This is a genomic window from Syntrophotaleaceae bacterium (genome assembly GCA_041390365.1).
Taxonomy (GTDB): Bacteria; Desulfobacterota; Desulfuromonadia; order Desulfuromonadales; family Syntrophotaleaceae; genus JAWKQB01.
Genome location: JAWKQB010000003.1, coordinates 344,133 through 368,137, shown reverse-complemented (window position 1 = coordinate 368,137; position 24,005 = coordinate 344,133). Strand labels below are relative to the sequence as shown.

Genomic DNA, 24,005 nt, shown 5'->3' with positions numbered 1-24,005 from the left:
CCTATCCCCGTTTCTCCCACTCCTTGACCATATTGTCCTCCAGCCAGGCGAAATCTCCGGCGAGAATCTTTTTGGCGAGGGGGCCGAGGTGGCGGTCGTCGTTGCAGTAGAGGTTGCGGTGCAGCTGCCGCAGCCGCCTTCGTGCCATGCGGCAAAAAAGATCAGCCAGCTCCACGGCCTTCGGTTCTCCGGCGGCGGAGGCTCGGGAAATGACGGCCGTCATGGCGAACAGTTCGGCGCCGCTGTCGACCAGGCGGCCCAGGACCAGCTGCCGGCGCTGGAGTTTCTGGCTGTGCCGGGCCAGCATGTGGAACAGATCGCGGGCCAGGCGCCGGGTGGCCCCTTGCAGGTAGCGCAGATGTTTCCGCAAAGGGCCCGCAACCGGGACATCGGGAAGGCTGAAGGAGGGCAGCCAGAGGCGCGGATACCAGCCGGCATAAAATTTGGTTGCGGCGACCAGGTCGATGCGTTGGGAGGTCGGTGTGACCCCGGCCGCCTTCATGTGGGGATCGAGGGCTTCGCGGGCGATGAACAGGCGCATGATTTCGCTGGTGCCTTCGATGATCATGTTGATCCGGGCATCCCGCAGCAGTCGCTCCATCGGCATCGGCTTCTCCCCTCGGGCCCGCAGGGAATCGGCGGTTTCGTAGCCCCGTCCGCCGCGGATCTGCATCCCGGCGTCCACGGTCCGCCACAGCGCCTCGCTGCAGAACATCTTGGCCATGGCCGCCTCCAGGCGGATGTCGGTGACTGCCTGGTCGGCCATGGCCGACGTCAGCCAGGTCAGGCTTTCCACCGCGTACAGATCGGTGGCCATGGCGGCCAGTTTGGCGGCGACGGCCTCGTGGCGACCCACCGGCACCCCCCACTGAACCCGCTCGCCGGCCCAGTCGCGGGACATGGCCAGGACCTGCTTCATCGCCCCGCCGCAGGCTGCCGGAAGAGTCAGTCGGCCGGTATTGAGGGTGCGCAGGGCCAGCGCCAGACCACGGCCGATCCCCTGCAAAATGTTTTCTTTCGGCACCCGCACGTTATCGAACTTCAGCAGGCCGTTCTGGATCCCCTTCAGCCCCATGAAGTCGCAGCGGTGGGAGACGGTCAGACCGGGACTGTCCCCCTCGACGATAAAGGCCGTGATCTCCGGACGATCCGCCTTGGGGTCGTTGGTGCGGGCCATGACGATGAGCAGTTCGGCGATGGGACCGTTGGTGGTCCAGAGCTTTTCGCCATTGAGCAGATAGACCGAATCGTCCTCAACGGAGGTCGCCGTTGTCGACATTTTCGAGGGATCGGAGCCGACCCCCGGCTCGGTCAGGGCGAAGGCGCTGATCGCTCCGCCTGCCAGTCGGGGCATGTACGTCCGTTTCTGCTCCTCGGTGCCGAACAGCTTGAGAGGCTGGGGAACGCCGATGCTCTGGTGGGCCGAAAGAAGCACGGCGGTGGAAGCGCAATGGCCGGCCACCAACTGGATGATGCGGTTGTAGTTGATTTGGGAAAGGCCAAGCCCGCCATGCTCCCTGGGCAGCTTGATGCCGAACAGGCCGAGGTTGCGGAGGCCCTCGATGACCTCGGCGGGAATTTCCTTTTCCCGGTCGATGCGGTCGGCATCGACTTTTTCCACGAGAAAAGTCTTCAAAGGGGCGAGGATTGCATCCCCGGCCCGGCGGTCGGTTTCGTCCTGTTCGGGAAAGGGGAACACCAGTTCGGTACGGAACCGGCCCATGAAAAGTTCGCCGATGAAACTGGGCTGCTGCCAGGATGTTTCGCGGGCGGCTTCGGCTGCTTCCAGGGCCCTTTTCTCGTCGCGGGGGTCACTTTGCATTGCAACTCCTCCCTGTTTAACGGATGGAGTAACCGAACCTTTCCATCCGATCGAAGAGCATTTCAGCCCCCTCGTCCTTGGGCGGAAACGAGCCCTTCTCTGTTCATTTATCTCAATTATTACCGGTATTTACGCCATTGTCAAATTTGAAGGGAAACACGACCCGATTATAATGAACTTGATGCCATCGTAGAGAAAGGTGTATCTTTCATACCGTTATTCCAAAAGCTTAATTACCCATGGGTAAAATCGTTAACTGCCTGAAGCCTTGAGGGTTTGGAGTGACCCCTCACCCCTCACGCCTTACGAGGCTTGACTTTATGAACCTCTATCTTCGCCTTTTCTGGATGCTGCTGCGACTCATCTTCCTGACGGAGGCTGCCGATCTGACAGGTGTCTTTCGGCGATCGTTCCGGGTGCTGCCCACCGACTGCGATGTCAATATGCATCTAACCAACGGCCGGTATTTCAGCCTGCTGGATGTGGCCCGCATCGAGCATCTGGCGCGCATGAAACTGCTCGGCAAGTTGCTGCGTCGGCGCTGGATGCCGGTGCTCAACGCCACGGAGATCACTTTTATCAGACCTTTGCCGCCCCTGCGGAAATTCGACATCACCACCCGCATGGTGACCTGGGACGAGAAGTATTTCTATCTCGAGCAGCGGTTTGAGAGTGGCGACACCCTGCATGCGGTGAGCCTGGCACGGGCCGCCTTTATCCGGCGCGGGGAACTGGTTCCACCGAGGGATGTGGCGCTCCTGGCCGGCTACCAGGGCAGTCCTCCCCCCTGTTCCGCCATCGTCAACGGCTGGCAATGCCTGCTGGGGGACAAGAGGGATCACTATGCCACGGTTTGTCCGATCCCTCCCCGAGCCAAGGGGAAGCAGGGGTAGCCGGAGGTTGAAGGCTACTTGCAACATATGAGAAACAGAATATCATTAATGCATCGATTCCAAGGAGGAATGATATGCAGACATCGGACAAAGGTATCTGGAATCCCTATCTGGCCGGAGCTCTGTCGGGCCTGGTCGCGGTGCTGTCGGTCGCTTTCACCGGAAAATTTTTCGGCGCCTCGACCTCTTTCGTTCGCACTACCGGGATGATTCAGGAATGGTTCGATCCCGAGCGGGTGGCGAGGATGGAGTATTACATCAAGGAAGCGCCGAAGGTCGAATGGCAGTGGATGTTCGTGGTCGGCATCCTGCTCGGCGGTTTGATCGCAGCGGTCACCTCCGGCTCCTTCCGCTGGCAGGCTGTGCCTGATATGTGGCAGGCCCGGTTCGGCGCCCGCAGCACGTTCAGCCGAGCGCTGACCGCTTTCGTCGGGGGAGTGATCCTCATGTTCGGAGCGAGGATGGCGGGAGGTTGCCCGAGTGGCCATGGCCTGAGCGGTCTGATGCAGCTTTCAGCCAGTGGCTTCATCGCTCTGGTCTGTTTCTTTGCCGGCGGTGTCGTCGTGGCCCGGCTGGTCTACAAGTGAGGTGACATATGAATCTTCTGATCTGGGGATTGGTGACGGGCATACTGTTCGGTTTTCTGCTGCAGAAGGGTCGCGTGCTGCGCTATGACAAACAGCTCGGCGCCCTGCGCCTCATCGACATGACCATCGTCAAGTTCATGCTGTCCGCCATACTGGTCGGGATGGTGGGCATCTATCTGCTCAACGACCTCGGCCTGCTGGCTCTGAAGCACAAGTCCGCGGTGCTGGGAAGCAATATCATTGGCGGATTGATTTTCGGCGTTGGCTGGGGATTGGTCGGCTATTGTCCGGGAACCTCCCTGGGTGCCCTTGGAGAGGGCCGCTGGGATTCGATTTGGGCCATACTGGGGATGCTTTTCGGTGCCGGAGTTTTTGCCGAGTTCTATCCGGGCTTGAAGCGGACCGTCATGAGCTGGGGAGACTTCGGCAAGATCTCCCTGCCTGAAATGCTGGGCGTCAACCACTGGATCATCATTGCGGTGATGTTTGTCCTGGTGATTCCGCTGTTTGTCTGGTTTGAGAAGAAGGGGCTCTGAGAAAGATTTTCCATAGGTCCCATAGGACGCATATGTCCTATAGGGTTTTAAATAAAAAAAGGGCGGCGCCGCTAGGGATGCCGCCCTTTTTTTATTTACAGGAGTTCTCCCGCACCTTTTCTCCCAGTGCGGCGGTCAACCGCTTCAGGGCCGCGGAGCAATCCTTCGGGTCAATATGGACCTCGAGGATGGCCCAATTCGATCGATCGGCCTGAGCCCGGGCCAGGGCGTCCACGAACTCTTTTTCCGTATGGATTTCGTAGCCCCGGCCGGTGCCGAGGAAGTCCGGCAGCCGGCTGAATCTCCACAGGGGGATGTCGTTGAAGTGGCCGTCCAGCATGGGCCGTTCGGTCCCGTAGCCACGGTTGTTGAGCACGATGACGATGGGGGTGAGGCCGAAACGTCCGGCGGTGGCCAATTCCATGCCGGACATCTGGAAGGCGCCGTCCCCCACCAGCACCACAGGGCGCAGGTCCGGCCGGGCCATCTGCGCCCCGAGAGCGCCGGGCACGGCAAATCCCATGGAGGTGTAGTAAGCCGATGCGATGAAGGCGCCGGAATGGTGCATTTTCAGTTCGGCAGCACCGAAAAGCGCTTCGCCCGGATCGGCCAGCAGGACGATCTGCTTGTCCAACTGATGCTGCAATGCCTGAATAAGGCGGTTGATGGTGATCGGTTCATCCGTTGCGGAAAACTCGCCCATCCCCGGTTCTTGCGGCAGGTCGAACTGACGGTCGGGCAGATCTTCCGCCGACAGACCTTCCAGAAAATCGGCGAGGAAAACGTCCGGATAGCTGTGGTAGCCGATGGAGGTGGTTTCGCTGCCGATGGAGATCAACTGGGTCTGGTTCAGCTTGGCGGTATAGATGCCCAGGTTGACATCGGTCATGAGGACGCCGCAGAGCACCACGCAATCGCTGTCCTCGACATAGCGGCGCACCTGTTCCCGGCACAGGGCCCCTTCATAGACTCCCAGGTAAAGGGGATGATCCTCATTGACCGCGGATTTCCCCAGCAGGGTCGAAGCGAAGGGGATGCCGGTCCGGGTGACCATTTCCAGAAAAGGCTGTTCCAGTTGAAAACGCGAGATTTCGACTCCGGCAATGAAGACCGGCTGCTTGGCCTGACGGAGTCGTGAAAGGGTTTCGCCTAGCGCTTCCCGGAGGGCATCCCGATCGCTCTGCTGATCGGTGCTGAAACTTTGGCGATAGGTGGGGCAGGACAGGGCGGTGAGGTCCCGCGGAAGTTCGATGTAGACCGGGCGCTTGTATCGCAGGGCCGCTTCGAGGACCCGGTCGATATCCCGGCAGCCGTTCTGGGTATCCATCAGGTCGGTGGCTGCCACCGTGAGATGACGAAAGATATTCAGCTGGGTGTCGAAATCCCGTACCTTGTGATGGAGCAGGGGGTTGCGTTGCCGTTCCCGCCGGCCGGGGGCGCCGCTGATCACTACAACCGGCGATTTTTCCGCGAAGGCCTGAGCCGTTGTGTTGGCGACTTTCATGCCACCAACGCAATAGGTGATGCAGACCACGCCAAGGCCGTGCAGACGGGCGTAGGCATCGGCGGCAAACCCCGCCCCCTGCTCATCGCAGGTATTGATGACCTGCAGGGGGCTGTCTTCAAGTTGTCGAAAAAACCCGAGCACGTAGTCTCCCGGGACGCCGAAGACATGCCTGACGCCCAGTTCATGCAGTCGGTAGATAAGATATTCGCTGACGGTTGTCGGGGGTTTCATGGCACTATCCTTTTTTGTCGTGTTTTTTTCCGATCAGTCGTTCCGCTTCTTCATGGCATCTGTCCAGGCTCTCCCGCAGGTGTTCCACCCATGGGGGAGAGCTGACGGGATCGAGGTTTTCCGGCAGCCGAAGCGGTTGCCCGATGACCAGGGCGATTCGCGAAAAGGGCCAGGGCATTTCCATCCTGTCCCAGCGGCTTTTCGACTGCCAGCAATGATTGGCCGCCACTCCGAGCGGCAACAGGGTGAAATTGAACCGGCTGGCCAGTTCCAGGGTCGACGGCTTGATGTGATGCCAGGGTCCTGTCGGGCCATCGGCGGCGGTCCCCCAAAGAGGGTGATCGGCCAGGGCACGACGCAGAGTGAACAGATATCTTTTCTCAGGTTTCTCAGGAAGATGGACCGAATGGTAGCCGAAGCGGCGACACACCTGGCCGATGACCCTGCCCCGAAAAGAACTGTTGGTCAGCACACAGGCCTTTTTTTGCTTCATCAGGGGGAACAGCGGCAGGTATTTGCCGTGCCAGAACAGAATCAGGGTCCGTTCCCCGCGCTCGATCATCGCGTCGATCCCTTCCAATCCCTGGATATGCTTCTGCCATGAGGCGGCCCAGGCCTGTAACAACCCGGCAAAGAGATTCCCCGTCAGGCACGCTGTCCGGTTTTTGGCGAAAGGGATCCCGGATTCGTCGAAAGCCAACCTGTCCTCATGTTGACCCTTTTTACTCACTCGGGATTCCCGTCAGGCTCCAGGGATGCCGAAGTTCGCATGGCCCCGCCGATGGCATTGGCAAAATTGTGCAAAATTTTCCACTCTTCCTCGAATCGCTGACGCAGGGCCGTCAATGGTCCGTTCAGCGCCTCCTGACGAGGCCCGTTCTCTACCAGCTCCCGGTAAAGATCGAGCATTTTCGCGGCACTTCCGTCCATTGAAAACGCCTGGGCGGTTTCCGCAATTTCCTGCATGAGCTGGCGCAGACAGTCATCGGCAAGATTCAGAACCCACTCGAGAGCCTCGGCGAAGGGAGCGATCTCCTCTTCCGGCAGCAGCCGGCCGTTTCTGCCGTCCCGGACAATGTCCCTCACCCCCGGTCCATCGAGGGCCACAACCGGAACTCCCGCCCCCATGGCCTCCGTCAAAACCATCCCCTGCGTTTCGCTTTTCGAGGCGAAGATGAAAACATTCATGGCCCGATAGGCCTCCGCCAGCTCATCCCGCTGAAGAAGGCCCGGGCTAAAAAGCCGATGGCTCAGGCCGGCGGCTTCGAAGGGCGCCAGAACCTCCTGTTTGGCGGTTCCTTCACCGACCAAAAGCAGGCCGGACCGGGGATGACGATGAAGGAAGGAGAGGGCGGCTTCGGCCAGAAAGCGCAAATTCTTCTCAGAGCTGAGGCGCCCGAGATAGCCCAACAGGAAAAAATCCTGGGGTATGCCATGCCGCCTTCGAAACCTTCGGCCGTCGGCTCCAACAAACATTGCCGTATCAACTCCCGTCGGAATCACCCGTACAGGAACCTTCACCCCCCTATCCCTGAGACAGTCCGCCACTGACGCACTTGGCGCTACCACGGCATCGCAAAGGTTGCAGTAGCCGATGGCCAGTTCGACGGCGAACCTTCGCAGCCGCGGAGAATCCAGGGGCAGGTAGTGGGTGTAGCGTTCGTAGAGTGTGTGATGGGTGAAGACGACAGGCAAACCCCGCTGGGCGGCGACGCGCAGCGCTGTGTCTCCCAGCAGAAAGGGGTGATGCGAGTGTACTATGTCCGGCTGAAAATCCTTCAGGGCGGCCAGCAGACGTCCCGGAACCGGCATGGGTACGCTGAAATCGCTGTTGTAGAAATGCTGCCAGGCGGGGAAACGGATGACTTCAGGTTCGTCCGGTTGGTAGCCCTCGAAGGAAGGGGCGGAAACCAGGACCCGGTGACCGAGTTGTCGAAAGCTCTCGCTGAAGGTCTCGACGCTGCGGGCCACCCCTCCCACATGGGGAGTGAAGGTATTGGTCATCATGAGAATGTTCATCCGACCCGCTCCCGCTCCTGTTAAATACTTGCAGGGCAAGGGTTTCAATACCTTGCAATGTTTCAATAGTAACGGGTTTTCCGCGGACCGCCAGTAGAGACCTTCTGTTACAGGCCCCGATATGTCTGATCTCCCTGTTGTGCTGCGGAAATCTTTTCCAGATTTTTCGGGGCCGGTATCGAAAAAACTCGACCCCACCCCGATGTATCCCGTCCAGGCAGCTGGATATCCAGGTTTCTTTAATAGTAGTCCTGCAATCCTTCTGGAATAAATTCGAATCTGGCCGGCCCGGCCAAAGGACCTTCGTTCAGGTCTGAAGGGGGATGCTGATTGCCAAGAAAGATCCGGTAGAAAAGTTCGGCCTCGCTCCCCGACAGCTGGACGTCCTGGATCGACTTGGCCCGTTCGACGATGACCTGCTGTCGCTCGCTGACCTTGACGGTCAGGAAGGGATTCTGGTAGCTCACCCGGGGAAGTTGGCGGCAGGCGGCATAGCCGACCAGCAACCGGGAATCGGACAGGTCGACCAGGGGCCAGAGGGAAGGGTGGAAGGTCAGCCGGTCCCGGGAGGAACTCAAAGCCCATTTTTCGGCCCCGCCGCACTGCTGCCGGAAAATCTCCACCTGCCGTGATAGGGTTTCCGGATTCGAAAGCAGGGTCAGGGAGCGGATGAAGCCATTAAGAGTGAGGGATTCAAAGGGTTTGATGAGGAAGGCGGCGTTTCTTCTGCGGGCTGCCGAACCCTGGTAGAGGTTCTTGAAGACGAAGGAGCAGTAGTTGACCGGCAGGCCGATCTTATGATCGATGGCGTATTCCAGAAGTTCCAGGGCCGCCAGTTCCGAGTCGAGCACCGTCACTTTTTCACCGTGGAGAAAGCGATAGCCCCGCGCAACGACCCGGTCGAAGTTGTAAGGGGTGAGGCGCAACTGGTGCAGATTGAGATGGCCGACGCCGGCCTCCGCCATCTCCAGCATTTTCTGCTTCAAGAGTGGAAGATCTTCGGGAATCGCAGGGATTTCCACGGTCACAGTGGGGATGATGCCGGCAGCAAGACGGAGCTTGTCGAGCCTGTACCCGGTGGCGCCGATATCGAAGCGGATTTCGTCGAGACCGGCATCGCTGAGCCGCCCCAGTTTGTCGGAGTCAGCCAGCGTGCCGTTGGTGTAGAGCCAGACATGCATCGCCGTGCCGAACCGTTTTTTGATGGCGGTGACGAAGGCCAGGGTCCGCTGGAAGGTCAAAAAGGGCTCGCCGCCGCTGATGCTGGCGCCGCTGAAACCGAAGCGTTCGAGATAGGCCACGTAATCCGCCGGGGTGCGAAACTCGACGGTGTTGGTTGTCGGAAGGCCGATCTCATCCTGCGCGGTGGGGCAGTAAAAACAGCGCACGTTGCAGCGGCCATTGATGAACAGGCAGGACCACCCGCCCTCGGCACAGATGCGGCAACCGGGGGAAAGGTCGGAACAGTCAAGCTTGGTGCCGCCGTAGCCTGTCAGAGCCCGGCCCTCCAGTGCGTCCAGCAGCTGCCTTCGGCGGGTCGAGGCTGCTTCCGCTTCATCAGGTGAAATAAAACGCAGCTCATTGTAACGATCGCCGTACTCCTGCTGATTTCGAGCGATGAATCCGGCACGCATTGCCATCCGATTGCTCACGGTTCCCTGCCCCTTGTGAAAAAATTGGCTCCCGTTGATAGTGTCTTTAAACGTGCGAACTATAGTCGATTTCTGGCACATAGAGGTAGGGATTTTTGTGCAGCAATGGGATGGCCCTCGCCTTTTTTATAGCCCCTGGTCGCGATTTTTCCTGAAAAGATGTAGAATGTGCCGAAGCCACCCAGGCTTTCTAATAAATTTTCTGGTACTGTGCAGAAAAAACAGGTTTTTGCTCTGAGAGAAGGGGCCATGGCAATAAAAAAAAATCAGTTGTTCCGGCACGCCCTCATCCTGCTGGTCTTCTTGCTGCTTGCCGCAGGCCCCAGCATCGCTGCGGCTGCTGAGTGGAGTGTGTCCCTGCAAACCCGGGAGCTTTTTCCGGGAGGAGTGGGCCGGGTCGAAATATCCCCCGGTGAAAAGGTTGCCTCGGCCAGTGTTATCTGGAACGGCTCCCTTATCCGCTTGATGCCTCTGAAGAAAGAGAGTTTTACCGCATTTTTCGGCATTCCCCGGGATGAAAAGCCCGGTGAAAAGACTCTGGAATTGACTGTTACCGGTCAGGACGGGCAGGTGACCAGGGATATGTTTTCCTTTCAGGTTCTTCCCCGGGAGTTTCCCGTACAGCGTCTTACCCTGCCCGAAAGTAAAGTCACTCTGGACCAGGCGAGTTTGGAACGGCATCAGCGGGAACAGAGAATGCTGGAAAAGATGTTTGCCGGGCTGCGGCCAGACCCACTGTGGCAGGAGGCCTTTATAATTCCTGTAGAAGGAAAGGTGCTGTCGCAGTTCGGTTTTCAGCGCATTCTGAACGGAAAGCCCCGCAGTCCTCATTCCGGTGTCGATCTGCGGGCGGCGATGGGGCAACCGGTGGCTGCCTCTGCGGGAGGGGTGGTGGTCCTGGCCGAGGAGCACTTTTTTTCAGGCAAATCGGTCTATATCGATCATGGAATGGGCATCGTGACCATGTATTTTCACCTCTCGGAGTTCAAAGTTCGGCCGGGGGACCGGGTGGAAACCGGACAGACCATCGGCCTGGCGGGTTCCACCGGCCGTTCCACCGGGCCCCATCTTCACTGGGGAGCGAGAGTCCATGGCGTCAAGGTCGACCCCTTGACCTTGACGGCGGCGACCGGTGCCAGGGACTCAGGCCCGGAAAAAGAGGGGTGAGAGGTGGCACCTGTTGACAGTTGAAAAGAATGCACTAGGATTATCAAGGTGCCACTCTTAATGAGCCCATCGGCTCATATGCAATTCAATGGTTGGAATTATCATGTTAAAAGGGATGCCGACGACAATCAGGATGGCGAAGGCTGCTCTAACGATGCTGGCCCTGTTCATCCAGTTGGGTCTGCTCCCGTTCCAGCTTTTTCATCTCGGTCATGAAACAGGACCTTGTCCTGCTGCGAAGCAGCGGCCATCGGTGGGCGCGGATGTCACAGGCAGCGTTCCTGAGGTTGGCGAAAGGGGCGGCTTCCCCCACCGGCACGATCCATCCACCTGTCCTTTCTGTCAATCCCTGGCGCGGATCGGAGCCCCCGTCCTTGGCACTGCCTGCCGATACCCCGCCCCTTCACAAGTTGTCCACAGGTTTTTCTCCGTTCCCAAAATCCAAACCGTTCGCTCCCTCGTCTGGACCCCTTTTTCACCCCGGGCACCTCCCTTGTCGCTTTGAATCCTTCTGTTCATTGTTTTTCGCTTTCGATCCGGAAGGCGATTGCTTTTGAGAGGGTCCGAAGGGCCCCGTGAAGAGTATTTTTTGACAAGGAGAGTTTTATGCCAAAGGTACAATTGCGGCTTCTGGCTGCAGTCTGTCTGTTGCCGACCGCTCTGGTTCTTTTGAGTTGCGGGCAGGTTGAAGCAGCCCAGACCGACCAGTTGGAGGTGATCATGCAGCGCCTGGATGCGCTGGAGCAGGAAAACCGGGCTCTGAAGGAAACCGTTCGGCAGTTGCAGCAACAGGTGATGCCGCAAGAAAAAACGGCCGTCCCCGTCGACCCTCTGGAAGAGGCGCTGCAAACCCTGCCCGCGGCTGAGAAGAGGGTTCCGGAAAGGGAGGAAGACCGGACGGACCTGGCTTCGGTGGAACTCGGCCGCGGGGCCAGGCTGCGTCTCATCGACGTTTCCCTGGATATCCTGGTGGCCGCAGGGACCTCCTCGGAAAGGGACGAAGTCATAAAGGTTTTGCAGGGGGGAGGACATGATCCAAAGCGGCGAGGTTTCACTTTGCAGCAGGCCGAACTGTCCCTCATAGGGGCCGTGGATCCCTATTTCCAGGCCGAAGCCCATATCCTCGCCTCGGAGGATGCGGTCGAGCTGGAGGAGGCCTTTGCCCGTACCCTGAGCCTGCCATGGGGTCTGGAGCTGGAAGCCGGCTATTTCCTGACGGAATTCGGGCGCATCAACCCGACTCATCCCCACGCCTGGATCTGGATGGACCAGCCGGTGGTCAACACCCGTATCTTTGGGGGAGAAGGGATGCGGGGCGCGGGAATGAGGGTATCAAAAATGCTCGGTACCCCCTGGTATTCGGTGCTGCACGCCGGCGTACAGAATGCGGACGGGGAGTTCATGGCCAGTTTCCTCGGCGGCGAGGTGGCGCATGATCATGGACATGGAGACGACCATGGTGAGGAAGGGCATGACCACGAGTTTGGCATCGGCCGGCGGCCCCTGGTGGACCAGGAGGTGCGCGGCCTTGGCGACCTGGTCTACCTGGTGCGCTGGGAAAACGCCTTCGATCTGTCCTCCACCTGGACGACTAAAGTGGGGCTGTCGGGCCTGCACGGGCCCAACTTCACCGGGCCCGACGGTGAAACCTGGATCTACGGCGCCGATTTTCTTTGCAAGTGGATGCCTTCCGACAACGTTCAGGGACGCCCGTTTTTCCGCCTTGAAGGGGAATTCATCAAGCGCGATCTGCGGGCGGACAATGCCGTCGTCGAGGAGGATGGCGAAATAGAGGAGATCGCCGGCGACACCCTGCGGGACTGGGGTTTCTATTTGCAGGGGCTCTACGGCTTTACCGGCCGCTGGGCTGCCGGTCTGCGTTACGAATACGCCTCCGGAAGCGGCGCCAGCTTGACCCACGAGGGGGCCTTCGAAGGGCGCAGCGACGATCCCTATCGCGACGACCGCTGGCGCATTTCCCCGCTGGTGGTGTTCAGCCCGTCGGAATTTTCCCGCTTGCGTCTGCAGTACAACATTGACGATGCCGATCACCTGGATGACGTTGTGCACTCCGTTTGGCTGGGACTGGAAGTACTGATCGGCGCCCACCCGGCGCACAGCTATTAGGAGGAGAGTATGAAATGCAAATCTTCTTTTTCAGTCGCCGCCCTATTGAGCTGGTTCCTCCTGCTGGTTGGACTGGCGATGCCGGGGGCCGTTTTGGCCGCCCCCCTGAAAATCTGTGCTACCGTAGTCGAACTCGGCAGTCTCGCCAGCTCCGTCGGCGGTGACCGGGTCTCTGTCACCGTGCTCGCCAAGGGGAATGAGGATGCCCACTACCTGGATGCCAAACCGAGCTTTATCAAGCTGCTGAGCGAGGCCGACCTGTTCATTCAGGTCGGGATGGAACTGGAGGAGGGATGGGCCCCCTATCTCCTGCAGAATTCCCGCAATGCCCGGGTTCAACCGGGAGAAAAGGGATTTCTGGACGCCTCGCGGGTGATCGCCCCGATGGAGGTGCCGTCCGGCACCCTGGACCGGAGCATGGGGGATGTCCATCCCCACGGCAATCCCCATTACCTGACGGATCCGCTCAACGGTTTGAAGGTCGCCGCCTTGATCCGCGATCGGCTGGCCGCTCTCGACCCGGCAGGGAGGGAGATCTACGAGGGCAATTACAAGACTCTTCAAAACCGGATGGGCGAGTTGATGATCGGTCGGGAGCTGGCCGGCAAATACGATTTCGAGAAAATAGCCCTGCTTTTCCAATACGGCAAACTGTCCGCGTTTCTGAAGCAACAGAGGGAGGAGAATCTGCTCGGCGGCTGGCTCGGCACCCTGCAGCCCTTCCATGGCAGTCCGGCTTTGACCTATCACAAAAGCTGGCCCTATTTCGCCCGCCGATTTGGCCTGAGCATCATCGGTCAGCTCGAACCCCGGCCCGGCATTCCGCCGAGTCCGAGCCATCTGAAACGGGTCATTGATAAAGGCCGTCAGGCCGGGGTCCGGGTCGTTCTGGTGGAACCCTGGCACCCTGTAAAGCCGGCCGGAATGGTCGCGGACAAGATCGGCGCCAAGGTGGTCCGGGCGGCTGTTTCCTCCACCGGCAGACAGTCCGACTACGATTACCTGGCCGGGGTTGACGGGGTGGTCAAAGCGGTGGCTGCCGGGTTGGGCGAAGCCGGGAAATAATGGGGCGACGGTCGGACACACGGGTCCGCCCCTGCAGCGATTCCCGGAAGGATCGGAAATTGTAGGGGCAGACCTGCGTGTCTGTTCTCTCGGCGGGCTGGAGGATGTTTTCCGGGGATAAAGGATTTGAAATATGGACGGTTTTTACGGATTGCTGGCAGCCTCCTTCGCGGCCTGCCTGGTGTTGGCGGGTATTCACTGCTATCTCGGACTGCATGTGGTCCTGAGAGGGGTGATTTTCGTCGATCTGGCGCTGGCCCAGATAGCCGCCCTGGGGGGAGCGGTGGCCCTGCTGTCTGGACACGAGCCGGGCAGCGTGGCTGCGTTCGGCTATTCCCTGGCTTTTACCTTCGTGGGGGCGGCGGTCTTCGCTCTGGGCCGCTTCCGCGACGAACGCATTCCCCAGGAGGCGGTCATCGGCATCACCTACGCGGTGGCGTCAGCGGTGGCGGTGTTGATTCTGGACCGGTCGGTACACGGCCAGGAGGAGATCAAGGCGATGCTGCTGGGCAGCATTCTCTTTGTCGGCTGGGCAGAGGTGGGAAAGACGTTCGCTCTCTATCTTGCGGTGGGGGCTGTGCATTTTTTCCTGCGCAAGCCGTTTCTTGAGATATCCACCGATGTCAATGCAGCCCGCGCGTCGGGACGGATCATCTGGTTCTGGGATCTGGTTTTCTATGCCACCTTCGGTCTGGTGGTGACCAGTTCCGTGGCGATTGCAGGAGTCCTGCTGGTCTTTACCCTGCTGGTGGTGCCGGCCGCCTGCGCCATGCTGTTCCTGGACCGCATCATGCCCCGTCTGCTGGCCGGCTGGTCTCTGGGTTTTCTCGGCTGCAGCGCGGGCCTTTTCCTTTCCGTTAGGGGGGATTTGCCTACCGGTCCGGCCATCGTGGCCGTTTTCGGGCTGCTGCTGGCGATAGGGGCGGCTGGTCGCTACCTTGGTTGCAAGCTTTCTCTCTTTACCCGAAAAAACCCGGGCGAGAGGCAGTAGAGGCGTGACAGTTCTATACGCAGGTGCCGTCCGGTTTGCGATAGCGGATGACGTGGACCTTCTCCAGGGTGATCATCCCGCCCCCCATCATGCCGTCGATCCGGGGCATGATGGTCTCGATCTTTTCCGGTTTATCGACCACTTCCACAATGACGGGCAGGTCGGCCGACAGGCGCAGCAGCTTGTCGGTATGGAGTCGGCTGTGGCAACCGAAGCCCATGATGCCTTTATGCACCGTGGCCCCGGCAAAACCTTCCTGACGCAACATTTCTACCAGCGCCTCGTAAAGCGGCTTCGTCTTCCACCGGTCGCTTTCGCCGATGAAGATGCGCATCAAGGTCTGTTCTCCTTCGAGTTTCATAATAGGGCCTCTCTGAAATGGTCTAAAGTTGCCGGGCCAGATGGATCCCGATTCCGGCAAAAACGATACAGACGATGACATTCAACAGAATATTGGCTCCGGCGGCCAGAAGGCTGCCCTCTTCGAGCAATCGCACGGTCTCGAAGGAAAAGGTCGAAAACGTCGTAAATCCCCCCATGAAGCCGGTCGTGATGCCCATCCTGATATCGGCCGGCAACAGAGCGCTGCGTAGCCCGCCCTCCATGACCAGGCCGAGCAGCAGGGAGCCCGCCACGTTGACGGCCAAGGTTCCGTAAGGCAATCCTCTGCCGGCCAGAGTGTATACCCAACCGGAGACAAAATAGCGTGAAAGGCAGCCCAGCGCTCCAAAAACAGCAATATAGGTCAGTTGCATCACAACCTCCAAGGTTCATTGGGTGAGGCTCGTCCGGTTCCTGACAAGGTCATTGGCGGCCGGTTGCCATTATCCGAACTCCCTTCAGTTTTGTCAATGAACAGCTCTCCATGTCGCCTACCTTCAAGACGGACTGTCGCACCCGAAGCTCACAGAATTCATATCAAAGCCAGATTTGCCCTTCGAGAGAAACAAAATAGGGGTTGAGAAGGATTTTGTCGATAGGTTATACTCGGTATCCACTCGATAGAGTAGTTAATAGCCTGTTATATTTTGGAAAATAACGACTTTTTTTCTATTCAATGCAGTGAAGGGCAACAGGAACCTCTGCATGATAACCGAAATTTACGCGGATTATTTCGACAATCTTATCAAGGGAAATCGTTCCGCCTGTCTGCAAACAGTCAAAGAACTTCTGGATGACGGGATCGACATCAAGACTCTCTATCTGGACCTGTTTCAAGGCACCCTTTACGAGGTGGGCGAGTTGTGGGAAGGCAATCGGATTTCGGTGGCTTCGGAGCATCTTGCCACCTCGATCACCGAATCCGCCATGGGCATGGTGCAACCCCTGATTTTTTCCCGTGACCGGTGCGGGAAAAAGTCGGTAGTCGCTTGCGCGGCCAATGAGTTTCACCAGGTGGGCGGCAAGATGGTGGCCGATATTCTGGAGCTCCACGGCTGGGACGGCTACTTTCTCGGCGCCAATACCCCGATTGCGGATCTGCTCGCCATGGTTCGGGAAAAACATCCCGACCTGGTCTGTCTGTCGCTGTCCATCTACTCCAACCTGCCTCAATTGATCAAAACCATAGAGGCCCTGCAGGAGGAGTTTCCGCAGATAGAGATCAGAGTGGGAGGTCAGGCCTTTCGGTGGGGCGGTCGGGAGGCTGTTGAACAGTACCCGGGGGTCAGACTCTTCCCTACCCTCGACGATCTCGAGCAGTACCTGATGGGTTGATGGACATGTCGTGTGAAAAAGTTATCTGTTCGTATCTGGACCAACAGGCCAAAGTCCTTTTGCTCGACCTCGATCCCGGGGGGGCCATACGCCAGGCGAATGCGTTCACCAGCAGTTTCCTGGGGGGCGATCCGAGCGGCAGGCATGTCTCGGAGGTTTTCCTCGACTTCAGCGGCGATTTCGATTTTGCAGGCTGTTTTCATTCGGGCGACCGTTTCCTGCTCAACCTGCCGCGAAACGACGGACTCCCCCAGACCTTTCATGTGCAATTTCTCCCCCATTCCAAGGGGTTTTACGCGGTCGGCGAAATCAACAGCGACGAGATCGAAATGCTTCGCACCGAACTGGTTCGCAGCAACAATGAACTGCATAATCTGACCCGGGAACTGCACAAGAAGACGGCGGAACTGGAAAGGCTCAACGAACTCAAAAACCATTTTCTCGGCATGGCCGCCCACGACCTGCGCAACCCCCTGACCGCCATCATGGGATACAGCGAGTTCATGTTGACGGACACCGCAGGCGCGCTCAAAAGCGAACACCTCGGCTTTCTCAACGACATCCGCTACCTGAGCCAGTTCATGCTCAGTCTGATCAACGATCTGCTGGATATCTCCGCTCTGGAGTCCGGCAAGCTGCAACCGAAGTACGAGCCTGGCTACCTTCCCGACCTGCTTTTCCGCATCGTCTCGGTGAACCGCCCCTTCGCGACCCGAAAGGAGATCGAGCTGGTTTTGGAATCCCGGCTGCCGGATGAGATCAGCCTGTTCGACGAACACCGCCTCAGGCAGATCATGAACAACCTGATCAGCAATGCCATCAAGTTTTCTCCCCGGCAAACGCGCGTCGTCGTATTTGCGGGCAGGGAGGAGGACAAGCTGAACCTCTCCGTGAGCGACCAGGGGCCGGGGATTCCGGTCGAAGAGCAGGCCCGCCTTTTTCACCCCTTCCCCAATATCAGCGTCAGAAGTACCGACGGAGAGAAAAGTACCGGCCTCGGCCTGGCCATAACCAAAAAGATCGCGACCTCCATGAGGGGACAGGTCTGGGTTGAAAGTGCGGCGGGAGCGGGTTCAACCTTTCACTGCCAGTTGCCCTGGCTTTGCTGTGAGGGACCATGCTGAAGAAGGGGGAATTGATCCGATCGGCGGGAAAGCTGCAACAGCCTTCCCTGGAGGCCGCGAAGGAATATGAAGCCGTACGGGAGGAGATGGCGGCTCGAATCAACGCCATTCTGAGCCGGAGGAAAGATCTCGACGCGCTGATCGGCCCCGGAAATCTGGAGATGATGCAGGACAATCATCGCAACCATGCGCGCTTTTTCTCATCCCTCTTCACCTCCTACAGCCCGGAAGTTCTGGTCGAGACCGTGCTCTGGGTGTTCCGGGCCTACCGGTCTCACGGATTTCATGAGGATTATTGGATGGTTCAACTGGACAGTTGGATGGAGGTCCTCGAATCCTCTCTCAGCGAAGCAGCCTTTCTCGAGATCGCTCCCTTTTATCGCTGGCTGATTTTCAACCACATCTGGTTCGTGGTTCTGAGCGAAGCAGATCCAGGACAAACGTTTTCACAACATTGACGCAGCCGTTTGTGGTTTCCTCTGACCGGTCCGCCCTCTCAAAACCCGCCTCTCGGCAGAATCCCGCCGAATTGTCAGGGCAGGCCAGGCCTTCCGCCTGTTTCGCTCAAAAATCCTGTCCGAATGACTCCTGAAACCGGGCACGGAACTCCTCCATGGTAAAGCTGTGGTTCTGGGTGCCCCAATGTTCGATCTTGATGGCGCCCATGAGGGAGGCGATGCGGCCGGTTGTTTCCCAGTCGAGTTTCCGGTTCAGGCCGTAAATGAGCCCGGCCCGGTAGGCGTCGCCGCAGCCGGTGGGATCCTTGACGGCCTTCGGCCTGGCTGCGGGGATGAGATATTCGCCCCCGGCCGTATGGATGACCGATCCTTTGCCTCCCCGGGTGATGATCAGGGCTTTCAGTCGCTTTGTCATCTCTTCAATCGTCAAGCCGGTTTTTTCCCGGATCATTTGCCACTCGTAATCATTGACTGTCAACCAGTCGGCCTGGTCGATGAAGCGGATCAGCTCGTCCCCGCCGAACATGGGCAGCCCCTGCCCCGGATCGAAGATAAAAGGGATGCCGGCGTCGGTCATCTGGGTGGCATGCTCGATCATACCTTCCCGTCCGTCGGGGGAAATAATGCCGAGGGTGATCTGACCCGCATCTAGGATGCTGTTGCGGTGGGAGAACCCCATGGCGCCGGGATGGAAGGCGGTTATCTGGTTGTCGTCCAGATCGGTGGTGATGAAGGCCTGGGCGGTAAAAGTGTTTTCGATGGCCTTGATGTAACGCCGGTCGATGCCGCAATTGTCCAGCCATTGCGCATAGGGGCCGAAATCCTGCCCGACCGTGGCCATGGCCAGGGGTCGGTCGCCGAGCAGTTGCAGATTATAGGCGATATTGCCGGCACAGCCCCCAAACTCCCTCCTCATTTCCGGCACCAGAAAACAGACGTTGAGGATGTGCACCTGGTCGGGAAGAATGTGATTCTTGAAACGATCGCCGAAAACCATGATGTTGTCGAAAGCCAGCGATCCGCAGATCAGGTTATACATGGGCGGACTCCTTGAAAACAAAAAAGAGAAGTTACATGTTCATCCTGCAGCATGTTGGGCGAAGACCCTGCGGCGGGGCTAGCAGGAAGAGGCACAAGGACTGATCGGGTTGGCGAAAAGACCTTAATCCAGGTGGTTGCGGCAGTATTGCCGGCTCAGAAAGAGACCGATGGAGGCGCCCAGAACCGAAAGAAAAAAGCCGGTCATTATGCCGATGGAAGCACCCATACACCAGCCCAGCGCTCCGCCGCAGCTGATACCGATCACCACAACGATAAGTTTGATCATGGCAGGCCTCTCCATCAAACCAAGGCATTTGACAAGTACACGGCAAATATGTTTTTTTCTTGGAAACGTTTTTTCAGGAGCGACGCATGCCAAAAAGCAGTCCCCATTTCAGGTTTTCGGTCGCATGGAACTGCGGACTGATTCTGGTCGGCACCTTCATCCAGGCGATCGGTTTCAAGGCCCTCGGAGAACCCCAGGGGTTCGTACCCGGCGGCCTGTTCGGGGTCGCCACCCTGATATACTACACTACCGGAATTTTCAACAGCGGTTTTCTCTACCTGCTGCTCAACATTCCCATGTTCGTCCTCGGCTATATCTACCTTTCCCGGCGCTTTATCGGGTACAGTTTTCTTGCCATGCTCTGCCTGAGCCTGTTTTTCATGCTGATCGATTTTCGCATCCATCTGGAAAACCAGCTCTATGCCGCGGTGACCTTCGGCGTCATCATCGGCTCAGGAGCCGGCATGGTTCTGCGCTCGCTCGGTTCCAACGGCGGAATGGATGTCGCAGCGATTATCCTCCACCAGAAATTCAACATCGGCATCGGCAAGTTCTTTTTCTTCTTCAACTGCACGCTGTTCAGCATCAGTTTCGCTTTTCTGGACAACGATCTGGTGATCGCCTCGATGATCTCGGTATTCATCACCGCCAGCACCGTCGATTACTGCCTCTCCCTTTTCAGCCAGCGCAAGCTGACACTGATCATCTCCGACGAGCCGGAAAAAATCGCCGACAAGGTGATGACGCATCTCAAGATCGGTGCGACCTTTCTGCCCGCTATTGGGGCCTATCGGCGGCTGCAGAGAACAGTTTTGATGGTGGTTATCAACAATATTCAGCTCAAGCGGCTGGAGGAGATCGTTTTTACCACCGATCCCCATGCCATGTTTATCGTGGAGAACACCTTCACGGTGCTTGGCTCGACTTTTTCACGTCGCAAGATCTACTGAACTCGTTATTTTTCTCTTGAAATTCAAAGGCTTTGATCCTATTCTCTGACGACCGTCAGCGAGGCCGCCTTGTTGTTGAGGGCGGAAAGGCGGCCCCGGCACCATTCAATGGTTTCCTTCTGGAGGAGAGTCGCCATGAAAAACTGGGTTTTTCTGCTGCTTTTGTGTTTGGCCCTGACCGCCTGCAATACCATGGCAGGGGTGGGCAAGGACCTTGAGAAGGCGGGCGAAGCCATTCAGAGAAGCGCGAATTGATAACCGCTTTTTCCGATTCGGTGAGGCGGTAGTGTTCATGATCGAACTCTTTTTTCTGGGCGAGTACGATTACGATTACGAGTACGACAACGACAACACAACGACTGGCCAAGGTGTTATTGCCAAATCAGTTTTCCATAAGGAGCAGGTTGCATGAGTGACGACGGCCGCAAGGTCATCTATTCGATGATCCGGGTCAGCAAGCATCACAACAAGAAGCCGATTCTGAAGGATATTTCCCTGTCCTATTTCTACGGCGCCAAAATCGGGGTTCTCGGTCTCAACGGATCGGGAAAAAGCTCCCTGCTGCGTATTCTGGCCGGGGTGGATCAGGATTTCGAAGGGAAGACCATCCTCTCGCCGGGGCATACCGTCGGCTTTCTCGAACAGGAGCCTCAGTTGACTGCAGGCAGGACGGTGCGCCAGATCGTCGAGGAAGGGGTCCAGGCGGTTGTCGATCTGGTCAACGAATTCAACGAAATCAACATGAAGTTCGCCGAGCCGATGTCCGACGACGAGATGAACGATCTCATTGCCCGGCAGGCGGAAGTTCAGGAGAAGCTCGACCATCTCGACGCCTGGGACCTTGACAGTCGCCTGGAGCAGGCCATGGACGCCCTGCGCTGCCCCCCCGGGGACACCCCGGTGGACGTTCTCTCCGGCGGCGAAAAGCGCCGGGTGGCGCTCTGCCGGCTGCTGCTGCAGAAGCCCGACATCCTGCTGCTGGACGAACCGACCAACCATCTCGATGCCGAGACGGTGGCCTGGCTGGAGCAGCACCTGCAGCGCTATGCGGGCACGATCATCGCCGTGACCCACGACCGTTATTTCCTCGACAATGTCGCCGGCTGGATACTCGAACTCGACCGGGGGCACGGCATCCCCTGGAAAGGGAACTATTCCTCCTGGCTGGAGCAGAAGCAGGAGCGGTTGCGGCAGGAGGAGAAACAGGAGACCGCCCGCCAGAAAACCCTGCAGCGGGAACTGGAATGGATCCGCATGTCGCCGAAGGGGCGCCACGCCAAGGGTCAGGCCCGCATCACTTCCTATGAGAAGCTGCTCGGCCAGCAGGTCCAGGAAAAGGAGCGGGAACTGGAACTGTTCATCCCGCCGGGACCGCGCCTCGGTGACATCGTCATTGAAGCCGATCAGGTGGCCAAGGCCTACGGCGACAGACTGCTGGTGGAGGGGATGAGTTTCCGCCTGCCGCCTGGGGGCATCGTCGGCGTCATCGGTCCCAACGGCGCCGGCAAGACCACGCTGTTCCGCATGATCACCGGCCAGGAAAAGCCCGACAGCGGCACCATCCGTCTGGGAGAGACGGTCAAGCTGGCCTATGTCGACCAGAGCCGGGAGACCCTTGATCCGAACAAGAGTATCTGGGAGGAGATCAGCGGCGGCCAGGAAAGCATCGAGCTTGGCAATCGGGCCATGAACAGCCGGGCCTATGTGTCCCGCTTCAATTTCGGCGGTGATCAGCAGCAGAAAAAGGTCGGCGTTCTTTCGGGGGGGGAGCGAAACCGGGTGCACCTGGCCAAGATGCTGCGCAGCGAGTCGAATGTGCTGCTGCTGGACGAACCGACCAACGATCTCGATGTCAATACCATGCGTGCTCTTGAGGAAGCCCTGGAAAACTACGCCGGCTGTGCCGTCGTCATCAGCCACGACCGCTGGTTCCTGGACCGGATCGCCACCCATATCCTCGCTTTCGAAGGGGACAGCCGCACCGTCTGGTTCGAGGGGAACTGGTCCGAGTATGAGGAAGACCGGCGCCAGAGACTGGGGGCCGCCGCTGACCAGCCTCATCGGATCAAGTATCGCCATCTGACCCGAGCCTGATCGAGCGGGACAATATCATCAAGGAAAACCGGAGCCTTTTTTCCTTAAGGGCTCCGGTTTTTTTATTGTCCGCTCCAGCCGGCCCTTCAGCCAGGAGTTCGTTTTTTTCCCGCATTGACAGGGCGGCATTCTGAAGGTAACGGTTAAGAGAGTCTCCTGAGTCCCTGCCCCGGCGGGACTGTTCCAAAGGTTAAGCTGAAAAGCAGGTTCCGTCCAGTTCGGACGGGGCCTTCCGAAAGGAGTAGCGATATGAAATACCTGGCTCACTGCACCTTTGACGAGGATAACCACTCGAAACACGGCTACTTTACCGTGCTGCTTTCGGCGGAAAATACAGAAGAGGCCGTCCAGGCCCTGCGCCGAAAGCTTATGGCGATCCGTTCCGAATCGGACGCTTTTGATAATGTGGACGAAATCTACCTGGACGATATCATCGAGATCGACCAGTTTCCTGATGCACCGGTCATCATGCGTTACGAGTCCATGGATCTGGCCGACCAGAGCACCCTGTCGAGCAATCCCATTGACCAGGAGGGTTTCCAGGTTTATCACTGGTGGCCGAAAGGCAAGGAAAGGGACTACGCCGGGGAAAGGTACGACATCGAACCCTTTGTGCGCTGGCACTGATTCCCGCGAAAATTTGCGAGGGTCGGTTGCTCTGGGACCCTTACCTGGTTGAGTCCAACTGATGGAGCAGTTCGACCAGTTCCTGCCGGGGAAAGTTGTATTTTTCCATGCAGAATTCGCAGGTCACGAAGGTCTCCTCCTCCTCGGCAATCATGTCCCGCAACTCGTCTGGGCCCAAAGCCTTCAACACCCGGCGAATCTGCTCACGGCTGCAGGAGCAGCGAAAGGAAAGGTCGGTTTTTTCCATTTTGCCAAGAGGTATGTCGGTGAAGAGCTGTTCCAGGATTTCCTGCGGCCCTTTACCTTCCCGCAACAGGGCGGTAATGGGGGGCAGGGCGATGAGCCGCTGTTCGAGCAGAGCGACCAGCGATTCCTCGCCTGCCGGCAGGGCCTGGACCAGTAACCCCCCGGCCGCTGAAACCCGGCCATCCACTTCCACGAACACCCCGAGAGCGACTGTCGAGGGGACCTGCTCGGAAGTGGTCAGATAGTAGGCAAGATCCTCGGCAATCTCACTGCTGTAGAGCATGACCATGCCGCGGTAAGGTTCCTTCAGCCCCAGGTCCTTGATTACATGGAGGAAACCGGCCTTGCCCACGGCGGCCGGCACATCGAACCCCCGTGCGCCTACAGGCACCCCGGAAACCGGATTTTTGACCGATCCCCTGATATGTCCGGCGCTATCGGTTTCCGCATGGAGCTTCTGCAGAGGGCCATTGGCCTCGACCATCAGCACCAGCCGCTGATCGTTCTTGAGCAGGCTTCCCATGAGGGCAGCGCCGGTCACCAGTCGACCGAGGGCCACTGTGCCGGTGGCGTCCGTACCCTGGCGGCTGCAGATGGCTTCCACCAGATTGGTGGTAATGGCGGCAGTGGCACGAAGTGCCCCGTCAGCAGTGACAACGCGAACAAGATGGTCTCTCACATTCAGGTCCTTATGCAGGGGCTTGGGCCAAAGAAAAACGGCGACGCGGGCCAACCTCCCCGCCCAAAATCAGGTCATGCAGGCAAGTAGCGGTTGTTAACTGCGGAAAATGCAGCTATCATTCGAAGGCGCCAGGGCAGACCCCGGGCGTTCCTATGCATGCTACCGGATAGCATCCGATCTGACA

At 58.4% G+C, this 24,005-nt stretch carries 25 protein-coding genes; 14 read left to right on the top strand and 11 right to left on the bottom strand.

The features are described from left to right. Position 1 precedes the first annotated feature (1 nt). The gene (locus R2940_14090) at positions 2 to 1,822 is read right to left on the bottom strand and encodes an acyl-CoA dehydrogenase family protein (GenBank protein MEZ4600914.1); all 1,821 of its coding nucleotides are present in this window, start codon (positions 1,820 to 1,822) and stop codon (positions 2 to 4) included. Between the two features lie 320 nt (positions 1,823 to 2,142). Here R2940_14090 and R2940_14085 point away from each other — a divergent pair, with 320 nt between their 5' ends. The 3 genes from R2940_14085 (at position 2,143) to R2940_14075 (ending at position 3,838) form a co-directional block, all read left to right on the top strand. Then, a complete protein-coding gene (locus R2940_14085) occupies positions 2,143 to 2,715 on the top strand; it encodes a thioesterase family protein (GenBank protein ID MEZ4600913.1) in 573 nt (190 codons plus the stop codon). Between the two features lie 74 nt (positions 2,716 to 2,789). Continuing rightward, on the top strand, positions 2,790 to 3,302 hold the full coding sequence (locus R2940_14080; GenBank protein MEZ4600912.1) for a YeeE/YedE thiosulfate transporter family protein: 513 nt from the start codon (positions 2,790 to 2,792) through the stop codon (positions 3,300 to 3,302). Positions 3,303 to 3,310: 8 nt separating this feature from the next. Next, entirely contained in the window at positions 3,311 to 3,838 is a 528-nt protein-coding gene (locus R2940_14075) for a DUF6691 family protein (protein MEZ4600911.1), read from the top strand. 91 nt (positions 3,839 to 3,929) lie between these two features. Here R2940_14075 and R2940_14070 read toward each other — a convergent pair whose 3' ends face one another. The 4 genes from R2940_14070 to R2940_14055 form a co-directional block, all read right to left on the bottom strand. After that, on the bottom strand, positions 3,930 to 5,576 hold the full coding sequence (locus R2940_14070) for a thiamine pyrophosphate-binding protein (GenBank protein ID MEZ4600910.1): 1,647 nt from the start codon (positions 5,574 to 5,576) through the stop codon (positions 3,930 to 3,932). A gap of 4 nt (positions 5,577 to 5,580) precedes the next feature. After that, positions 5,581 to 6,306, bottom strand: coding sequence for a hypothetical protein (locus tag R2940_14065; protein ID MEZ4600909.1), 726 nt, complete (start codon positions 6,304 to 6,306; stop codon positions 5,581 to 5,583). Further along, entirely contained in the window at positions 6,303 to 7,595 is a 1,293-nt protein-coding gene (locus R2940_14060) for a glycosyltransferase (protein ID MEZ4600908.1), read from the bottom strand. The genes R2940_14065 and R2940_14060 overlap by 4 nt, the downstream gene beginning before the upstream one ends. A gap of 239 nt (positions 7,596 to 7,834) precedes the next feature. After that, on the bottom strand, positions 7,835 to 9,235 hold the full coding sequence (locus tag R2940_14055; GenBank protein MEZ4600907.1) for a radical SAM protein: 1,401 nt from the start codon (positions 9,233 to 9,235) through the stop codon (positions 7,835 to 7,837). 261 nt (positions 9,236 to 9,496) lie between these two features. Here R2940_14055 and R2940_14050 point away from each other — a divergent pair, with 261 nt between their 5' ends. Continuing rightward, positions 9,497 to 10,414: a M23 family metallopeptidase gene (locus tag R2940_14050; GenBank protein MEZ4600906.1), complete on the top strand. Its 918-nt coding sequence runs from the start codon at positions 9,497 to 9,499 to the stop codon at positions 10,412 to 10,414. Between the two features lie 148 nt (positions 10,415 to 10,562). On the opposite strand, the gene R2940_14045 is transcribed toward R2940_14050, so the two are convergent. Continuing rightward, positions 10,563 to 10,733, bottom strand: a complete 171-nt coding sequence (locus R2940_14045; protein MEZ4600905.1) for a hypothetical protein — start codon at positions 10,731 to 10,733, stop codon at positions 10,563 to 10,565. Positions 10,734 to 11,020: 287 nt separating this feature from the next. Between R2940_14045 and R2940_14040 the strand changes: the two genes are divergently transcribed. The 3 genes from R2940_14040 to R2940_14030 all read left to right on the top strand — a co-directional run bounded on the left by R2940_14040 (position 11,021) and on the right by R2940_14030 (position 14,597). Further along, positions 11,021 to 12,541, top strand: coding sequence for a hypothetical protein (locus tag R2940_14040; GenBank protein MEZ4600904.1), 1,521 nt, complete (start codon positions 11,021 to 11,023; stop codon positions 12,539 to 12,541). A 9-nt stretch (positions 12,542 to 12,550) separates the two neighbouring features. Further along, the gene (locus R2940_14035) at positions 12,551 to 13,606 is read left to right on the top strand and encodes a metal ABC transporter substrate-binding protein (GenBank protein MEZ4600903.1); all 1,056 of its coding nucleotides are present in this window, start codon (positions 12,551 to 12,553) and stop codon (positions 13,604 to 13,606) included. A 133-nt stretch (positions 13,607 to 13,739) separates the two neighbouring features. Beyond that, positions 13,740 to 14,597, top strand: a complete 858-nt coding sequence (locus R2940_14030; protein ID MEZ4600902.1) for a metal ABC transporter permease — start codon at positions 13,740 to 13,742, stop codon at positions 14,595 to 14,597. A 13-nt stretch (positions 14,598 to 14,610) separates the two neighbouring features. Here the strand turns inward: R2940_14030 and R2940_14025 are convergent, their stop codons facing one another. Together R2940_14025 and crcB are read right to left on the bottom strand one after the other, a co-directional pair. Then, positions 14,611 to 14,958, bottom strand: a complete 348-nt coding sequence (locus R2940_14025; protein MEZ4600901.1) for a DUF190 domain-containing protein — start codon at positions 14,956 to 14,958, stop codon at positions 14,611 to 14,613. A 22-nt stretch (positions 14,959 to 14,980) separates the two neighbouring features. After that, entirely contained in the window at positions 14,981 to 15,352 is a 372-nt protein-coding gene (gene crcB / locus R2940_14020) for a fluoride efflux transporter CrcB (GenBank protein MEZ4600900.1), read from the bottom strand. A gap of 331 nt (positions 15,353 to 15,683) precedes the next feature. On the opposite strand from crcB, the gene R2940_14015 reads away from it, so the two are divergent. From R2940_14015 to R2940_14005, 3 genes are read left to right on the top strand one after another with little or no spacing between them, the layout of a single operon-like run. After that, positions 15,684 to 16,313, top strand: coding sequence for a cobalamin-dependent protein (locus R2940_14015; protein ID MEZ4600899.1), 630 nt, complete (start codon positions 15,684 to 15,686; stop codon positions 16,311 to 16,313). Between the two features lie 5 nt (positions 16,314 to 16,318). Continuing rightward, complete coding sequence (locus R2940_14010; GenBank protein MEZ4600898.1) at positions 16,319 to 17,437, top strand: HAMP domain-containing sensor histidine kinase; 1,119 nt, start codon at positions 16,319 to 16,321, stop codon at positions 17,435 to 17,437. Continuing rightward, complete coding sequence (locus R2940_14005) at positions 17,431 to 17,895, top strand: hypothetical protein (protein ID MEZ4600897.1); 465 nt, start codon at positions 17,431 to 17,433, stop codon at positions 17,893 to 17,895. The genes R2940_14010 and R2940_14005 overlap by 7 nt, the downstream gene beginning before the upstream one ends. 106 nt (positions 17,896 to 18,001) lie before the next feature. On the opposite strand, the gene R2940_14000 is transcribed toward R2940_14005, so the two are convergent. Further along, positions 18,002 to 18,934, bottom strand: a complete 933-nt coding sequence (locus tag R2940_14000; GenBank protein ID MEZ4600896.1) for a carbohydrate kinase family protein — start codon at positions 18,932 to 18,934, stop codon at positions 18,002 to 18,004. 123 nt (positions 18,935 to 19,057) lie between these two features. After that, a complete protein-coding gene (locus R2940_13995) occupies positions 19,058 to 19,222 on the bottom strand; it encodes a hypothetical protein (GenBank protein MEZ4600895.1) in 165 nt (54 codons plus the stop codon). Between the two features lie 86 nt (positions 19,223 to 19,308). Here R2940_13995 and R2940_13990 point away from each other — a divergent pair, with 86 nt between their 5' ends. The 4 genes from R2940_13990 (at position 19,309) to R2940_13975 (ending at position 22,893) form a co-directional block, all read left to right on the top strand. Further along, positions 19,309 to 20,172: a YitT family protein gene (locus tag R2940_13990; protein ID MEZ4600894.1), complete on the top strand. Its 864-nt coding sequence runs from the start codon at positions 19,309 to 19,311 to the stop codon at positions 20,170 to 20,172. Between the two features lie 135 nt (positions 20,173 to 20,307). After that, complete coding sequence (locus R2940_13985; protein MEZ4600893.1) at positions 20,308 to 20,427, top strand: entericidin A/B family lipoprotein; 120 nt, start codon at positions 20,308 to 20,310, stop codon at positions 20,425 to 20,427. A gap of 153 nt (positions 20,428 to 20,580) precedes the next feature. After that, the gene (gene ettA, locus R2940_13980) at positions 20,581 to 22,266 is read left to right on the top strand and encodes an energy-dependent translational throttle protein EttA (protein ID MEZ4600892.1); all 1,686 of its coding nucleotides are present in this window, start codon (positions 20,581 to 20,583) and stop codon (positions 22,264 to 22,266) included. 249 nt (positions 22,267 to 22,515) lie between these two features. Next, on the top strand, positions 22,516 to 22,893 hold the full coding sequence (locus tag R2940_13975; GenBank protein MEZ4600891.1) for a hypothetical protein: 378 nt from the start codon (positions 22,516 to 22,518) through the stop codon (positions 22,891 to 22,893). A 40-nt stretch (positions 22,894 to 22,933) separates the two neighbouring features. On the opposite strand, the gene hslO is transcribed toward R2940_13975, so the two are convergent. After that, positions 22,934 to 23,818 carry an Hsp33 family molecular chaperone HslO gene (gene hslO / locus R2940_13970; GenBank protein MEZ4600890.1) on the bottom strand — a complete coding sequence of 295 codons (885 nt, stop codon included), beginning with the start codon at positions 23,816 to 23,818 and terminating at the stop codon, positions 22,934 to 22,936. Between the last annotated feature and the right edge of the window lie 187 nt (positions 23,819 to 24,005).

Bases quoted from the DNA above. Each gene is read 5' to 3' on its own strand.
- R2940_14090 (MEZ4600914.1), bottom strand. From the start codon at position 1,822: ATGCAAAGTGACCCCCGCGACGAGAAAAGGGCCCTGGAAGCAGCCGAA.
- R2940_14085 (MEZ4600913.1), top strand. From the start codon at position 2,143: ATGAACCTCTATCTTCGCCTTTTCTGGATGCTGCTGCGACTCATCTTC.
- R2940_14080 (MEZ4600912.1), top strand. From the start codon at position 2,790: ATGCAGACATCGGACAAAGGTATCTGGAATCCCTATCTGGCCGGAGCT.
- R2940_14075 (MEZ4600911.1), top strand. From the start codon at position 3,311: ATGAATCTTCTGATCTGGGGATTGGTGACGGGCATACTGTTCGGTTTT.
- R2940_14070 (MEZ4600910.1), bottom strand. From the start codon at position 5,576: ATGAAACCCCCGACAACCGTCAGCGAATATCTTATCTACCGACTGCAT.
- R2940_14060 (MEZ4600908.1), bottom strand. From the start codon at position 7,595: ATGAACATTCTCATGATGACCAATACCTTCACTCCCCATGTGGGAGGG.
- R2940_14055 (MEZ4600907.1), bottom strand. From the start codon at position 9,235: ATGGCAATGCGTGCCGGATTCATCGCTCGAAATCAGCAGGAGTACGGC.
- R2940_14050 (MEZ4600906.1), top strand. From the start codon at position 9,497: ATGGCAATAAAAAAAAATCAGTTGTTCCGGCACGCCCTCATCCTGCTG.
- R2940_14040 (MEZ4600904.1), top strand. From the start codon at position 11,021: ATGCCAAAGGTACAATTGCGGCTTCTGGCTGCAGTCTGTCTGTTGCCG.
- R2940_14035 (MEZ4600903.1), top strand. From the start codon at position 12,551: ATGAAATGCAAATCTTCTTTTTCAGTCGCCGCCCTATTGAGCTGGTTC.
- R2940_14030 (MEZ4600902.1), top strand. From the start codon at position 13,740: ATGGACGGTTTTTACGGATTGCTGGCAGCCTCCTTCGCGGCCTGCCTG.
- R2940_14025 (MEZ4600901.1), bottom strand. From the start codon at position 14,958: ATGAAACTCGAAGGAGAACAGACCTTGATGCGCATCTTCATCGGCGAA.
- crcB (MEZ4600900.1), bottom strand. From the start codon at position 15,352: ATGCAACTGACCTATATTGCTGTTTTTGGAGCGCTGGGCTGCCTTTCA.
- R2940_14015 (MEZ4600899.1), top strand. From the start codon at position 15,684: ATGATAACCGAAATTTACGCGGATTATTTCGACAATCTTATCAAGGGA.
- R2940_14010 (MEZ4600898.1), top strand. From the start codon at position 16,319: ATGTCGTGTGAAAAAGTTATCTGTTCGTATCTGGACCAACAGGCCAAA.
- R2940_14005 (MEZ4600897.1), top strand. From the start codon at position 17,431: ATGCTGAAGAAGGGGGAATTGATCCGATCGGCGGGAAAGCTGCAACAG.
- R2940_14000 (MEZ4600896.1), bottom strand. From the start codon at position 18,934: ATGTATAACCTGATCTGCGGATCGCTGGCTTTCGACAACATCATGGTT.
- R2940_13995 (MEZ4600895.1), bottom strand. From the start codon at position 19,222: ATGATCAAACTTATCGTTGTGGTGATCGGTATCAGCTGCGGCGGAGCG.
- R2940_13990 (MEZ4600894.1), top strand. From the start codon at position 19,309: ATGCCAAAAAGCAGTCCCCATTTCAGGTTTTCGGTCGCATGGAACTGC.
- R2940_13985 (MEZ4600893.1), top strand. From the start codon at position 20,308: ATGAAAAACTGGGTTTTTCTGCTGCTTTTGTGTTTGGCCCTGACCGCC.
- ettA (MEZ4600892.1), top strand. From the start codon at position 20,581: ATGAGTGACGACGGCCGCAAGGTCATCTATTCGATGATCCGGGTCAGC.
- R2940_13975 (MEZ4600891.1), top strand. From the start codon at position 22,516: ATGAAATACCTGGCTCACTGCACCTTTGACGAGGATAACCACTCGAAA.